General features: G+C 63.7%; 14 protein-coding genes. 7 read left to right on the top strand and 7 right to left on the bottom strand.

The features are described 5' to 3' along the window. Both QGV54_RS05360 and QGV54_RS05355 read right to left on the bottom strand, forming a co-directional pair. On the bottom strand, positions 1 to 180 hold the full coding sequence (locus QGV54_RS05360) for a zinc-finger domain-containing protein (RefSeq protein ID WP_281017873.1): 180 nt from the start codon (positions 178 to 180) through the stop codon (positions 1 to 3). Positions 181 to 236: 56 nt separating this feature from the next. Continuing rightward, positions 237 to 863, bottom strand: a complete 627-nt coding sequence (locus QGV54_RS05355; RefSeq protein WP_281017874.1) for a cation transporter — start codon at positions 861 to 863, stop codon at positions 237 to 239. A 107-nt stretch (positions 864 to 970) separates the two neighbouring features. On the opposite strand from QGV54_RS05355, the gene QGV54_RS05350 reads away from it, so the two are divergent. The 5 genes from QGV54_RS05350 (at position 971) to QGV54_RS05330 (ending at position 6,288) form a co-directional block, all read left to right on the top strand. Then, the gene (locus QGV54_RS05350; RefSeq protein WP_281017875.1) at positions 971 to 1,441 is read left to right on the top strand and encodes a helix-turn-helix domain-containing protein; all 471 of its coding nucleotides are present in this window, start codon (positions 971 to 973) and stop codon (positions 1,439 to 1,441) included. Further along, positions 1,438 to 2,373, top strand: coding sequence for an ABC transporter ATP-binding protein (locus QGV54_RS05345; protein ID WP_281017876.1), 936 nt, complete (start codon positions 1,438 to 1,440; stop codon positions 2,371 to 2,373). Before QGV54_RS05350 ends, QGV54_RS05345 begins: the two co-directional genes overlap by 4 nt. Further along, entirely contained in the window at positions 2,370 to 3,746 is a 1,377-nt protein-coding gene (locus QGV54_RS05340; protein ID WP_281017877.1) for an MATE family efflux transporter, read from the top strand. Before QGV54_RS05345 ends, QGV54_RS05340 begins: the two co-directional genes overlap by 4 nt. Positions 3,747 to 3,978: 232 nt before the next feature. Continuing rightward, positions 3,979 to 4,677: a response regulator transcription factor gene (locus QGV54_RS05335; RefSeq protein ID WP_281017878.1), complete on the top strand. Its 699-nt coding sequence runs from the start codon at positions 3,979 to 3,981 to the stop codon at positions 4,675 to 4,677. Positions 4,678 to 4,692: 15 nt separating this feature from the next. Further along, a complete protein-coding gene (locus QGV54_RS05330) occupies positions 4,693 to 6,288 on the top strand; it encodes a stimulus-sensing domain-containing protein (protein ID WP_281017879.1) in 1,596 nt (531 codons plus the stop codon). A gap of 32 nt (positions 6,289 to 6,320) precedes the next feature. Here QGV54_RS05330 and QGV54_RS05325 read toward each other — a convergent pair whose 3' ends face one another. Together QGV54_RS05325 and QGV54_RS05320 are read right to left on the bottom strand one after the other, a co-directional pair. Further along, the gene (locus tag QGV54_RS05325; RefSeq protein WP_281017880.1) at positions 6,321 to 7,472 is read right to left on the bottom strand and encodes an acyl-CoA dehydrogenase family protein; all 1,152 of its coding nucleotides are present in this window, start codon (positions 7,470 to 7,472) and stop codon (positions 6,321 to 6,323) included. Further along, on the bottom strand, positions 7,469 to 8,548 hold the full coding sequence (locus tag QGV54_RS05320) for an LLM class flavin-dependent oxidoreductase (protein WP_281017881.1): 1,080 nt from the start codon (positions 8,546 to 8,548) through the stop codon (positions 7,469 to 7,471). The genes QGV54_RS05325 and QGV54_RS05320 overlap by 4 nt, the downstream gene beginning before the upstream one ends. A gap of 179 nt (positions 8,549 to 8,727) precedes the next feature. On the opposite strand from QGV54_RS05320, the gene QGV54_RS05315 reads away from it, so the two are divergent. Next, positions 8,728 to 9,288: a PAS domain-containing protein gene (locus QGV54_RS05315; protein WP_281017882.1), complete on the top strand. Its 561-nt coding sequence runs from the start codon at positions 8,728 to 8,730 to the stop codon at positions 9,286 to 9,288. A 28-nt stretch (positions 9,289 to 9,316) separates the two neighbouring features. Here QGV54_RS05315 and QGV54_RS05310 read toward each other — a convergent pair whose 3' ends face one another. The 3 genes from QGV54_RS05310 to QGV54_RS05300 all read right to left on the bottom strand — a co-directional run bounded on the left by QGV54_RS05310 (position 9,317) and on the right by QGV54_RS05300 (position 12,401). After that, positions 9,317 to 10,285 (bottom strand): alpha/beta hydrolase, encoded by a 969-nt coding sequence (locus tag QGV54_RS05310; protein ID WP_281017883.1) that lies wholly within the window; start codon positions 10,283 to 10,285, stop codon positions 9,317 to 9,319. A gap of 13 nt (positions 10,286 to 10,298) precedes the next feature. Then, a complete protein-coding gene (locus QGV54_RS05305; protein ID WP_281017884.1) occupies positions 10,299 to 10,919 on the bottom strand; it encodes a glutathione S-transferase family protein in 621 nt (206 codons plus the stop codon). A gap of 343 nt (positions 10,920 to 11,262) precedes the next feature. Further along, a protein-coding gene (locus tag QGV54_RS05300; protein WP_281015974.1) for an IS3 family transposase occupies positions 11,263 to 12,401 on the bottom strand; the annotation gives its coding sequence in 2 pieces (ribosomal slippage) (positions 11,263 to 12,137 and positions 12,137 to 12,401; 1,140 coding nt in all). Between the two features lie 32 nt (positions 12,402 to 12,433). On the opposite strand from QGV54_RS05300, the gene QGV54_RS05295 reads away from it, so the two are divergent. After that, the gene (locus QGV54_RS05295; RefSeq protein WP_281020077.1) at positions 12,434 to 12,952 is read left to right on the top strand and encodes a hypothetical protein; all 519 of its coding nucleotides are present in this window, start codon (positions 12,434 to 12,436) and stop codon (positions 12,950 to 12,952) included. The last annotated feature ends 42 nt before the right edge of the window (positions 12,953 to 12,994 follow it).

Here is a 12,994-nt window from a genome sequence, read left to right as displayed (position 1 = left end):
TCAATGCGCCGCGGCGTGGCCCGCACCTTCCTTCAGGACGAAGCGTCGACCGCAGTAGGGGCAATCGATGGAGTTCTCGTTCCCCATCTCCAGGAACACCCTGGGATGGCCGAGCGGGCCATTGTCGCCGTCGCAGGCGACGCGCTTGTCTTCCGTTTCAACGATTTCCGCTGGTTCCATGGCCTCGGCCCCTGTGCTGTTGCGTGGCCGCGATGATAGCGTCGGCAGCGCACCGTTCAAGCATGGCCCGGCGCCCCATGGCGAAGTTCATGCCGCGCCTGCCTCAGCACCGAAACCGCGCTCCAGAATGCCAGCAGTGCCATGATGCTGGCGACGACCAGATCGGGCCAGCGGCTGGCACTGGCGAAGACACCGGCACCGGCGAGAATCACCGCGACATTGTTTATGGCGTCATTGCGGCTGCAGAACCAGACGGAGCGCAGATTGGCGTCGCCGCTGCGGAACCGCAGCAGGAACAGGACGCTGATCAGGTTGGCCGCCAGGGCCAGACCGCCGATCGCGCTCATGGTCGTCGCATCGGGCACATCACCCATGATCGCTGCCCGCACGGCCGCAGCCAGGATCCAGATACCGAACAGTGCCATGCTGGCGGCCTTCAGGATTGCCGCCCAGGACCGGGTCCGCAGACTGGCGGACAGGACCGCGAGGCTGATGCCATAGGTCGCCGCATCCCCGGCAAAGTCGAGCGAATCACTGAGCAGCGCCAGAGAGCCGGACTGAACGCTGGCCGCAACCTCCACCACGAACATCACCGCATTGATGGCAATGACGATCAGCAGGATCCGGCGAATCTCCGGCCTGTCGGCAGGCAGTTCCGCGCCGTGATTGCATCCGGCACCCATGGCTGTCTCCTTGACTTCACTGTGATGCCTGCAACATGGGATCTCCAGTAACTAGAGGTTCAAGGGCTATCTTGGTGGACCTCCAGATTTTTCGCCGGAGCAGGGAAATGCTGGGAATCGGACAATTGTCTGCGGAGACCGGAACCAAGGTTCCGACCATCCGCTACTATGAGGACATCGGCCTGCTGCCGGAGCCGGAGCGCACCGTCGGCAACCAGCGGCGCTATGGCCAGCAGCAGGTCGATCGGCTGCGGTTCATCCGCCACTGCCGCGACATGGGCTTCCCGCTGGCAGATGTTCGCGCCCTGCTCGACCTCAGCGATGACCCGGAACGGTCGTGTGCCAGCGCGGACACCATCGCCCGTCACCAGTTGCAGGAGGTCGAGCGCAGGCTTGCAAGTCTGGCCAGCTTGCGGCAGGAACTGTGTCGCATGATCGACCAATGCGCGGGCGGCACGGTGGCCGACTGTCGCGTCATCGAATCCCTTGCCGATCATGCCCACTGCATTGCCGACCGGCACACGACGCCTGCCCCGACGGAGCAGCATGTCGAACCAACACGACGGGACCCTGCATGACCGACAACGCCATCCAGACGCGGGATCTGCGCAAGACCTATCGCGGCAAGAAATCCGACGGCATCAAGCAGGCGCTGAAAGGCGTCGATCTGACCGTGCCGCGCGGATCATTCTTCGCGCTGCTCGGCCCCAACGGGGCGGGCAAGTCCACCTTCATCAATATCCTAGCCGGGCTGGTGATGAAGACCAGCGGCACCGCCTCCATCTGGGGCATGGACATCGACAGTCATCCCCGCCAGGCGCGGGCGGCAATCGGTGTCGTGCCGCAGGAACTGAACCTGGATGCCTTCTTCACCCCCCGGGAGGTGGTCGAGTTCCAGGCCGGCCTCTACGGCGTGCCGCGCAAGGAACGCGCGACGATGGAGGTGCTGGACGCCATGGGCCTGGCCGACAAGGCCGATGTCTATTCGCGCTCGCTGTCGGGGGGCATGCGGCGGCGGTTGCTGGTGGCAAAGGCCATGATCCATCGCCCGCCCGTTCTGGTACTGGACGAGCCGACTGCAGGCGTCGATGTGGAGTTGCGCCAGCAGCTCTGGCACTACATCCGCGCCCTCAACCAGGACGGCACCACCATCATGCTGACGACCCACTATCTGGAGGAAGCCGAAGAGCTGTGCGACACCATCGCCATCATCAACCATGGCGAGGTGGCGGCCTGTGAGCCGAAGGAAACGATGATCCGTCGGCTGGACCACAAGTCGGTCGCGATGCGGCTCGACCGGGAGATCGACGGGATCTCCGACCGGCTGCAACGGCTGGGTGCCACCGTGGACGAATTCGGTCGCCTGTGCGTCAGCTACCATCCCTCCGAACGCTCCATCGGCGAGATTCTGGCCGCAGTCCAGGCCGCCGGTCACACCATCGCCGACCTGTCGACGGAGGAGTCGGACCTGGAGGATGTCTTCCTCTCCATGACCCGCAGCAGCGCGTGAGCGTCGCCGCGCCGGGCATGCCCCAGTCGCTGCGCCACCACATCTGGCAGACACTGAAGCTGGCGGGACCGGTGGTCATCGCGCGGTCCGGCGTGCTGATCATGATGGCTGTCGATACGGCCATGGCAGGCAGCGCAGGCGGGGACGAGCTGGCCTATTTCGGGCTGGGCCTGTCGCCGACCATCGCCCTCACACTGCTGGGTCTGGGATTCCTGTTGGGTGTCACCGTGCTGACCAGCCAGGCAGATGGTGCGGGGGAGCCGGAACGCGCAGGTCATATCTGGCATGTCGGGCTGGGCCATGCACTGGTCGTCGGAACCATCTTCGCCATTGTCTGCCAGTTCGGGATCGCGATCCTGCTGGCGCTGGGTCAGGCCCCTGACCTGGCAGAGGGTGCAGGGCGGGTCATGCACATGCTCGGCTGGGGCCTGCCTGCCGTGATGGTCTTCGTCGCCTGTTCCTTCTTCCTCGAGGGAGTCAGCCGACCCGCCCCGGGCATGATCATCATGCTGGGCGCGAACGTGCTGAACTTCGGTCTCAACTGGCTGCTGATCCATGGCAATTCGGTTGCCGGCATCACCTTCAGCGACGCCATGGGCGCGGAAGGTGCGGCACTGGCCACCACCATCGCCCGTTGGGCCACTGCGCTGATCGCCCTGACCTACATCTGGTTCATGCCCAGCCGCGACCGCTATCGCGTGCGTGGCGGCGGTCCCTCGGCACCGGAGGCAGGCAAGCGCATCCGGCGCATCGGCTATCCCATGGGCCTTGGCATGTTCATCGAGACCGCAGCCTTCATGGCCATGACGCAGATGGCCGGACACCTCGGCAAGGCGGAAGTTGCGGGCTACCAGATCGCGCACAACCTGGTCGCACTGGTCTTCATGTCGGCGATCGGCATCGGCGCGGCGACCGGCGTGCGTGTCGGCAATGCCGTCGGGCGCAATGATCCGCACGGGGTCCGCATGGCCGGTGGGGTCGGCGTTGGCCTGGTGGTCATTGCCATGATCCTGCTCGGCGCCTGCTTCGTGCTGATCCCGGACCTGCTGACCGGCCTCTACACCTCCGACGCAGCGGTCGCGGCGACGGCAATCGGTGCCCTTGCGGTCGCCAGCAGCATGATGATCTTCGACGGATCGCAGGGCGTGCTGGTCAATGCACTGCGCGGGCTCGGTGATGTCTGGTTTCCCATGGCCGGACAGTTCGTTGCCTTCTGGCTGATCGCCACGCCCGTCGCCTGGATGCTGGCCTTTCACATGGAGTTCGGCACGCCGGGTCTGATGGGCGGCATCTATGCGGGCTGTGTCGCGGCGACGACCATAGCCGCCTTCCGTTTCAACGTGATCTCCCGCCGTCCGCTGCGCCGGGTGTGAGAGCGCGGGAGGCGTTTGTTTGCTGACCCCGGCCAGCCCTCTCCCCCTCCCGGCCACCCACGCAAGTATCCTGAAATGGGTGGCCGGGAGGGGGAGAGGGCTGGCCGGGGTCAGAGAAAAGCGTCTTCCCTGCCCCTGAATCGCCGCAATCCTGACCCGTTGCGGTCCAGCTTTCGTCAGAGACAGGACCATGCAACGATCAGATACAGAACGACCCGAGGGGGAACTGGGGATGAGTGACACGATCGCGCTGGTCGATGACGACCGCAACATCCTGACATCCGTTGCCATCGCGCTGGAGGGTGAGGGCTTTCGCGTCCGCAGCTTCTCGGACGGGGCGGAGGCACTGCGCGGACTGACCGCGCAGGCCGTTGATCTGGTCGTGCTCGACATCAAGATGCCGCGCATGGATGGGATGGAGACACTGACCCGCCTGCGCCGCACCTCCGATGTGCCCGTGATCTTCCTGACCTCGAAGGACGATGAGGTTGATGAGGTGCTGGGCCTGAAGATGGGGGCCGACGACTACATCAAGAAGCCGTTCTCCATGCGCCTGCTGATCGAGCGCATTCGCGCCGTCCTGCGCCGCCGGGAAGCCGCGGCCAATCCGTCGGAAGACAATGACCGGAAGGTGATAGAGCGGGGCGATCTGACCCTGGACCCCAACCGCCACCATTGTGAATGGCGCGGCAAGGCCGTGAAGCTGACTGTCACGGAATTCCTGATCCTGGAATCGCTGGCACAGCGCCCCGGCCACGTGAAGACCCGCGATCAGTTGATGGACGCAGCCTACGAAGACAACGTCTATGTCGACGACCGCACGATCGACAGCCACATCAAGCGCCTGCGCCGCAAGTTCAAGGTGGTGGATGACGAATTCGCGGCAATCGACACTCTCTACGGCGTCGGCTACCGGTTTCGCGAAACCTGATCGGGCCGTTTCCACTTGTCTCCCCTCGCCCGCCGCATACTGGCCATCAACCTGCCTGCCTTTCTGGTGCTGGTCGGCGCGTGGTTCTATCTGGACCAGTATCGTGCCGGGCTGGTGGAGGCGCGGCAGGAAGCCCTGGCGAAGGAGGCGCATCTGGTGGCGGGCGCACTGGGCGAGGCTGCCCTTGCCGGCCCCATCGAGCGGCTGCGGCTGGACCCTGCCCTCGCCGCCTACATCCTGCGTCGCGCGGTTCTGACCACCGGTGCGCGGACGCGGCTGTTCGATCCGGAGGGGCGTCTGATGCTCGACAGCCGCCGCCTGCCGACGGCCGAGCGGCAGGTGGAACGTCGCGACCTGCCGCCGCCCGGTGACCTGACGGACCCCCTGAGCCTGCTTGGCGTCATGTGGGATCGGGCGATGAACCTGATACCCCGCCGGGGCGACTATCCGGTCTATCGCGAGACCAATGGCGGCACGGTGCGTGACTGGCCCGACATTGCCCTCGCCGCGCAGGGGTTCGAGGTCAGCCAGGTCTGGCGCACTTCCGGCGGACGGCTCGTGATCGGTGTTGCCGTACCTGTCAGGGCACTGAAACGCGTTCTGGGCGCCATCGTGCTCACGGTCGATACCTACGAAATCGACGATGCCGTCCGGCGGGAGCAGGCGGCAACCCTCGCCGTGTTCGGCATGGCGGCACTGATCACGCTGATGCTGTCGCTCTTCCTCTCGCGCTCCATCATCCGCCCGATCCAGCGCCTGTCCCGCGCCGCCGACCGGGTGCGCGCGGAAGGCGGCGGCCACGATGCCATTCCCGACATGAAGGCGCGGCGTGACGAGATCGGCGACCTTTCGGTTTCACTGCGCGCGATGACGGAGGCGATCAACGGTCGCGTGGGCGCCATCGAAGCCTTCGCCGCCGACGTGGCGCACGAACTGAAGAACCCGCTGACCAGCCTGCGCAGTGCGGTGGAAACGCTGGAGCGCACCGACAAGCCGGAGGCGCGCAAGGAGCTCACACGCATCGTTCTGGAGGACGTACAGCGCCTGAACCGCCTGATCAGCGAGATTTCCGACGCGTCACGTATCGACGCCGAAATGGGACGGATAGAGCGTGAGAGCGTCGATGTCGGTCAGATGGTCCTTGCCCTGCGCGAAATCCTGCAATCCACCTGGACCAACGTGCGGATCAATACCGACGTGCAGTCGGGCGCGGACCTGCGGGTGATGGGCGCGGAGCACCGGCTGGGACAGGTCCTGCGCAATCTGGTCGACAATGCGGTGTCCTTCAGCCCGGAGAACGGGCAGGTCATGATCCGTGTCTCGGCGGAGGCGGATCAGATTCTGCTGGCGGTCGAGGACGAGGGTCCGGGCGTGCCGGAGGAGGCACGGCAGAAGATCTTCGAGCGCTTCTATTCCGAACGCCCGGCGGGGGAGGCCTTCGGCACCCACTCCGGTCTCGGCCTGAACATCTGTCGCCAGATCGTGGAAGCCCACGGTGGCAGCATGAGCGTGGAGAACGTGAAGGATGTGGGCAGCCACGGCCTGCTGATGGGCATTCGCGGTGCCCGGTTCACCGTCCGCCTGCCGCGCGCGGGCGGCAAGCAGAAGTAGTCGCCAACGCCGCTCAGGCGGTGCGGATCAGGTCAGAACCCGAGCTGCCTTGCCGCCAGATCGCGCATGATCTCCTCCGCCCCGCCTCCGATGGCATTGACGCGCACCTCCCGATAGATCCGCTCCACCTTCGGCCCCTTCAGGTAACCTGCGCCGCCGAAGGTCTGGACTCCTTCGCGGGCGCAGTGCTCCATCGTCAGCGTCGCCTGGTTCTTCAGCATGCAGATCTCGGCCACCGGGTTGTCACCCTGGGTGATGCGCCAGGCCAGCGATTCCAGCATCGCCTGGGTGGCACTGATGCGCATCGCCATGTCCACCAGCTTGTGGCGCACGACCTGATGGTCGATCAGCCGCTTGCCGAAGGTCTGGCGCTGCTGCGCGTAGGCGACCGTCTCGTCGTAGCAGACCCGGGCAAAGCTGGTGCAACCCGCCGCCATCATCAGGCGTTCGTAATTGAAGTTCTGCATGATGATGCGGAACCCCTGGTTCTCCTCCCCGATCAGGTTGCCCACCGGGACCCGCACATCGTCGAAGTAGAGCGTGGCGGTGTCGGAGGCATGCCAGCCCATCTTGCGCAGCGGTGTCCGGGTAAAACCGTCCATCCCCGCCTCGATCAGCAGCAGGGAGACGCCCCCCATGCCCGGACCGCCGGTCCGCACCGCCACCGTGATGAAGTCCGCCTGCATGCCGGAGGTGATGAAGGTCTTGGAGCCATTGACGACATAGTGGTCGCCATCGCGACGCGCTGTGGTTTGCAGGTTGGCCACATCCGATCCGCCCGACGGTTCCGTGATCGCCAGCGCCATGATCTTCTCGCCCGACAGCACCTGCGGCACGATCCGCCGCTTCAGGGCGTCGGAACCGGCGCGCACCACGGGCGGCAGTCCGATGGCATGGCTGCCCAGGCTGGCACTGACGCCGCCCGCCCCGGCACGCGCCATCTCCTGACTGGCAATGATCATGTAGAAGACGTCGAGGCCCAGACCCCCCACGTCCTCCGGGTAATGTGCTGCGAAGAAGCCCATCTCCGCAGCCTTGCGATAGAGGTCGCGCGGCAGGCGTTCCGCCGCCTCCCATTCCTCGACATGCGGTTCGATCTCGCGTTCCGTGAAGCGGCGCACGGTGTCGCGCCAGGCCTCATGATCCTCGTTCAGAAACGGACTTGGTGGCTGGTTCGGTATCATGTTCGGCCCTCCCTGGCCGCCAGTTTTGCCCGGACGGGTGCGATCACGTCGCGCACCATGATCTCCAGGCTCTCCACTGCACTCTGCAGCGACGTGCCGGGCAACTTCGGTTGCCAGACCAGCCGGTCGAGCTTCATCGGTGCCTGTCCGGCGACAATGTCATCGACGATCCGGTCCGGTGGCCCGATCAACCAGCGCCCCTCCACGAAGTCGGGCGAAAGATAGTCGGGATCGTCGCGCGTCATGGCACGTTTCTGCCCGGTCTTCGGGTCGCGCCAGGTCAGGCCGGTCCGTTCGGGGGCATATTGCTGGCGATAGACCAGATCAATGGTGGCTTCGTGCCGTTTCAGCGCATCCTCCACGGAGCCGCCGAAGAAGACCTCCCGCAGGATCGCGTGGGGCAGTGCCGCCCGCCCCTGCCGTGCCGCCTCCTGATCAAAATCACGGAACTGCCGCGCAGCATGCTGATCCTCGACCAGTGGCGAGATCACCAGCCCGCCGCCATGACGCACCGCCCGGGCACGCGACACGGGTGCCGCTGCACCGATCCAGAGTGGCGGCGGTCCGGGCCGCAGGGGTGCCGGGCACAGGCGTGCATTCGCCGCCTGATAGATGTCACCGGTATAGTCGAATGCTTCCCCCGTCCAGGCCAGCCCCAGCACCTCGAGCGCTTCCTCGAACGCACGGGTCCGGCGGCGATAGTCGGCTCCGACCGCCGCGAACTCCTCTGGCCGGTAGCCCTGCCCCAGACCGATCTCCACCCGTCCGCCGGACAGATTGTCGAGCACGGAGAGATCTTCCGCCAGACGCATGGGATGGCCGTAGAGCGGGGCTATCGCGATGGCCTGACCGATGCGACAGCCAGGCGCGGCGACGGCCAGCGCGGCACCGGCAACGATGGGCGACGGGCAATAGCCATCCGCCTCCCCATGGTGCTCGCTGACCCAGATGCTGTCGAGGCCAAGTCTGCTGGCCTCTGCCGCCAGTTCCAGTGCTTCGCCATAGACCTGCGCAGCGGTCTCGCCCGCGCCGGCATGCGCCTGAAGGCTGAGCGAGATTCCGAATTCGAGCGTCATGCCTGTGTAACCTCCCCAAATTCCACAGCGTCCGCGCCCGCTATCCTGCGCCCCGCCGCACCCCCGTGGCAAGCCATACGCATGGCAGCTTGCCAGCCAACGCATTGGCATCCCACGCCGAACAGGCCCACCATTCCTTCCCCCTGTCCTGCAGGGGCAATCATCAATGGGAGTCACCGATGACCAACCCAGAAGAGAAACCGGCTGCCTATGCCTCTCCACCCTGCTTCATGCATGAAGTCGATCCGGCCTGGTCCGGCGTGGCACCGGACACGGAAGGAAACAGGATGAACGATCAGGCCTCCCCCACGACCCTGAGCAAAAGGGAACTCGAACAGGCGGGACTGCAGGCATTGCTGAAGATCCCCGACGCGGCGGTCCTGTGCGACAGGAAGGGCGTCATCACCTTCTGGAACGACGGTGCTGCGCGGATATTCGGATACAGCGCCACCCAGGCGCTGGGACAGTCCCTGGACATCATCATTCCGGAACGGCTGCGCGAACGTCACTGGAATGGCTACTTCGCGATGCTGAAGACCGGAACATCCATCCACCAGCCCAGCGAGTTGCTGAATGTGCCGGCGCTGACCCTACTGCGGAAGACCATTTCGATCCAGTTTACCGTCGCCCCCATCTCGGACGACGACGGCAGGATCACCGGCATTCTCTCCATCATGCGCGACATCACCGAAACCCGTGACGAGTTGCGGCGACTGCGAACCCTGGAGAACGCGCGCTGACCAGCGCGGTGCAACCCTCCCCCTGTCCTCAGCCCCGGAAGGCCCGGCGCAATGCCGCAGCAATGTCATCCATGGCGACATGGGCGATACTGACAACCCGGCCCATGCGCAGGAAGCCATGGATCATCGTGGGATATTCGACAAGCTGAACCGGCACGCCTGCTTCCCGCAGGCGTCCGGCATAGGCAACGCCCTCGTCACGCAGGGGATCATACCCGGCAACCTGCACGAACGCCGGCGGCAGCCCGGACAGATCCTCCGCCAGCAGTGGTGATGCATCCGGATGGGTCCAGTCTGTCTCATCCGGCATGTACATCCCCCGGAACAGGTCCATGGTGGCCTTGGTCAGCAGGTAACCGGTGCCGTTTTCCTCCAGGCTGCCTCCCTCCGCCGTGAACTGGGTCGCGGGGTAGGTCAGCACCTGCAGGGCAATGGCCGGGCCGTCACCGGCGTCGCGCAGGCGGCGCGCGGTCACAGCCGCCAGATTGCCGCCGGCACTGTCCCCGGCAAGTGCCAGACGGTAGGCGTCAATGCCGAAGTCAGCCGCATTGTCGGCGATGAAACGCGTCGCACGCTCGCAATCGATCGGAGCGGCGGGAAACGGATGCTCCGGGGCAAGCCGGTACCCTAAGGAGACGATGACGGCGTCGGAGCGAAACGCCAGCGTCCGGCAGACCGCGTCATGGCTTTCCAGATCACCGATGACCCAGCCACCGCCGTGCATGAAGATCACCCCGGGCGCGGCGGCCCCGATGCCGGGCGGATGGTACACCCGGATCGGCACCTCCGGATCCGTACCGGAGGCGGGAACGACAAGGTCCTCGACGCGGGCAAGCTCAGGCGTCGCCTGCGCGAATGTCTCCATCATAGACGCATAGCCGGTGCGCATGGCCTGCGGTGTCGGCTTCTGGAACGCGGAGCCCCCGCTCGCGGCGGCATCCAGCACGATCTGGCACTGCGGATCGACCGGTGGGCGTGAATGCGGCTGATCGGCCATGGTCTCCTCCCCCTCAGCTCAACGGAATCATGACATGTTCGCGGAAGGCGGGACGCTCCGCCAGTCGCGCATGATAATCCACGACCGCGGAAAGATCGGGCCGGTCGATGGGCATGTTGAGCCAGCGATAGGCCAGTGCCCCGGTCGGAATGTCGCCCATGCTCAGGGTCTCGCCTGCGACCCAACCGGTCTTCCGAAGCTGGGCGTCGAGGATGCCCATCTGCGCATTCAGACGCCCGACGGCAGCGTTGATGACGGTCATGTTGCGCTCCGCCTCCGGGGTGCGGATCAGCCCCAGGAACACGGTGATGAGGTCCGGCGCCACGCTTGCCGCCTGCCAGTCCATCCAGCGATCCGCGGCGCTGCGCTCCCCGGGATCGGTCGCCCACAGGGCTCCGGCAGAATACTTTGCGCACAGGTAGCGCACGATGGCATTGCTTTCCCAGATCGTGACATCGCCGTCCGTGATCACCGGAACCCGCCGGTTGGGGTTCATGGCACCATATTCATCCGTGTCGAGGCCACCGAAGGCACCACCGACGCTGGTATGCTCATGCGGCAGACCCAGTTCGGCGACGGTCCACATGACCTTCTGCACGTTGATCGAATTTGTCCGTCCCCAGATCTTCAGCATAGTCCCCTCCAAATGCATTGCCCTGCCCAGGCTAGTGCGTTTGCCTGACTGGTAAATCCCGGCTTGCCGCTGGTCGCGGATCGCGCCCCTGCGTGCAGTGAAATCAGGTCTCCGAACCACGCTCTGCCGCAAAACTGGACAGATGCGCGCTCAAGAGATGATACACGCGCCCAAAATTTGCGCCATGTCATGTAGCGCTTGACTCATTCCGGCCGAAGCCAGACGCTTTTGTCATCATTCTGGAAAGGTGCACACATCCTGTGCATCTTTCCGATCATCCCGAGAGGTGGTTCGGTTCGTTTGAACAGTTTCGAGCCGTTTCTTAGGTGGATTTTCCGCTTGGTTATGCCGCCACCGGGATTGGTTGCAACTTGATGTGATATGCCTGATCGGGCGTTTGCCCTTCCAGCGATGAATGCGGTCTCCTTGTGTTGTAGAAGGCCAGGTATCGGTCGATGCCCTGTCGGGCGGCTGACACGCTTTCATAGGCGTGCAGATAGACCTCCTCGTATTTGACGCTGCGCCAGAGCCGTTCGACAAACACGTTATCGCGCCAAGCGCCCTTGCCATCCATGCTGATCTGGATGTCGGCGTCCTTCAGCGCCTTGATGAAGTCAATGGACGTGAACTGTGATCCTTGGTCCGAGTTCATGATCTCCGGCTTGCCATATCTGCGCAGGGCATCATTCAAGGCCTCCAGACACGGCGCTGTTTCCAGCGTCACCGACAGCCGCCAGGCCAGAACCTTGCGGCTGAACCAGTCCAGAACGGCGACCAGATAGACGAACCCTCGGGCCATGGGAATGTAGGTAATATCCATGGCCCAGACCTGATTGGGCTGCGTCACGGCCAGCTTGCGCAGCAGGTAGGGATAGATCCTGTGACCGGGCGCAGGCTTGCTGGTGTTCGGTCTGCGATAGAGCGCCTCAATGCCCATCGTTTTCATGCAGGTTGCCACGTGCAGCCGCCCGGCCGTGAAGCCTTCCTGCCGCAGCAACCCTTTCATCATACGGCTGCCCGCGAACGGGTAGTCCATGTGCAACTCGTCAATTCTGCGCATAAGCTTGAGGTCCGCCGCACTGGTCGGGCGCGGCGCGTAATACAGGCTGCCCCGGCTGATCCCGAGAAGCCGGGCTTGCCGTGTCAGGCTCAGCCTGTGGTCCGGGCCCGTCATTTCCTTGCGCTCGGCAACAGACCGGCCTTGTCGAGCGCGCCCTCTAAAAAATCGTTTTCCAGCGCCAGCTGGCCAATCTTCGCGTGCAGGGACTTTACGTCGATCTGCGGCTCTTTCGCGGCCTTTGGCGTGTCATCGAAGACACCCGTTACGCCCTCAAGCAGCTGATCCTTCCACTGCTTGATCTGATTGGGATGCAGGTCGAACTGCGTCGCCAGCTCGCTCATCGTCCTGTCGCCCTTCAGCGCCGCCAATGCGACTTTCGCTTTGAAGGCAGGGCTGTGGTTCCGCCTGGGTCGTCTTGTCATCTTCGCTCCTTCGTCCCGGCAACGCTGCCGGATTGGGAGCAGAAAATCCACCTAACTCAACTGTCCAGATTTGTCGGGCCACCTCTGAGAACACAGGCAACAACTGCATTCCTATAAGTCCGGAGTTTGATTTCTGCGGTGCTGAACAAGGATGGAACCGGATTGGCGCAGCATCGAGGGAAATTTCTGCGCAATTTCGTCTTGACGACCGGAATTACGGGATCTTTGTCGTTGAAAAACTGGGGCACGAAGACGGTATGACCCTGAGATACATGCGTACTGCTGTAATTCAGAATTTCGCGACTGCTGCTGGAATTTCAGCTGAAGATATCATCATACACAGTGCAGAAGACGGTGATTTTGGTGGAGGAAAATCCACACTCCTGATATATTCGGGAGAATGGCAAGGCCTTAAAGTTCTTTATTTCAATAAAATTGTATCAAGACCAAAAAGAACATTTCAATTAATCACTTACACCATATCGACAACACTCAAGGATCATCATCGAAAAATTCATAGCGATTTTCTTTCCTTGGTGAAATTCAAATAGAACGCCGAAAGATAATTTGGAATCTTACTGGCACCTATCTGA

The sequence above is a fragment of the Minwuia sp. IMCC3060 genome (genome assembly GCF_029909435.1).
Classification (GTDB): Bacteria; Pseudomonadota; Alphaproteobacteria; order Minwuiales; family Minwuiaceae; genus Minwuia.
This window is presented reverse-complemented; position numbering and strand designations above follow the sequence as displayed.

What these genes read in the sequence shown, in the direction of transcription:
- QGV54_RS05360 (WP_281017873.1), bottom strand. Translation starts at nt 180, where the DNA reads ATGGAACCAGCGGAAATCGTTGAAACGGAAGACAAGCGCGTCGCCTGC.
- QGV54_RS05355 (WP_281017874.1), bottom strand. Translation starts at nt 863, where the DNA reads ATGGGTGCCGGATGCAATCACGGCGCGGAACTGCCTGCCGACAGGCCG.
- QGV54_RS05350 (WP_281017875.1), top strand. Translation starts at nt 971, where the DNA reads ATGCTGGGAATCGGACAATTGTCTGCGGAGACCGGAACCAAGGTTCCG.
- QGV54_RS05345 (WP_281017876.1), top strand. Translation starts at nt 1,438, where the DNA reads ATGACCGACAACGCCATCCAGACGCGGGATCTGCGCAAGACCTATCGC.
- QGV54_RS05335 (WP_281017878.1), top strand. Translation starts at nt 3,979, where the DNA reads ATGAGTGACACGATCGCGCTGGTCGATGACGACCGCAACATCCTGACA.
- QGV54_RS05325 (WP_281017880.1), bottom strand. Translation starts at nt 7,472, where the DNA reads ATGATACCGAACCAGCCACCAAGTCCGTTTCTGAACGAGGATCATGAG.
- QGV54_RS05320 (WP_281017881.1), bottom strand. Translation starts at nt 8,548, where the DNA reads ATGACGCTCGAATTCGGAATCTCGCTCAGCCTTCAGGCGCATGCCGGC.
- QGV54_RS05315 (WP_281017882.1), top strand. Translation starts at nt 8,728, where the DNA reads ATGACCAACCCAGAAGAGAAACCGGCTGCCTATGCCTCTCCACCCTGC.
- QGV54_RS05310 (WP_281017883.1), bottom strand. Translation starts at nt 10,285, where the DNA reads ATGGCCGATCAGCCGCATTCACGCCCACCGGTCGATCCGCAGTGCCAG.
- QGV54_RS05305 (WP_281017884.1), bottom strand. Translation starts at nt 10,919, where the DNA reads ATGCTGAAGATCTGGGGACGGACAAATTCGATCAACGTGCAGAAGGTC.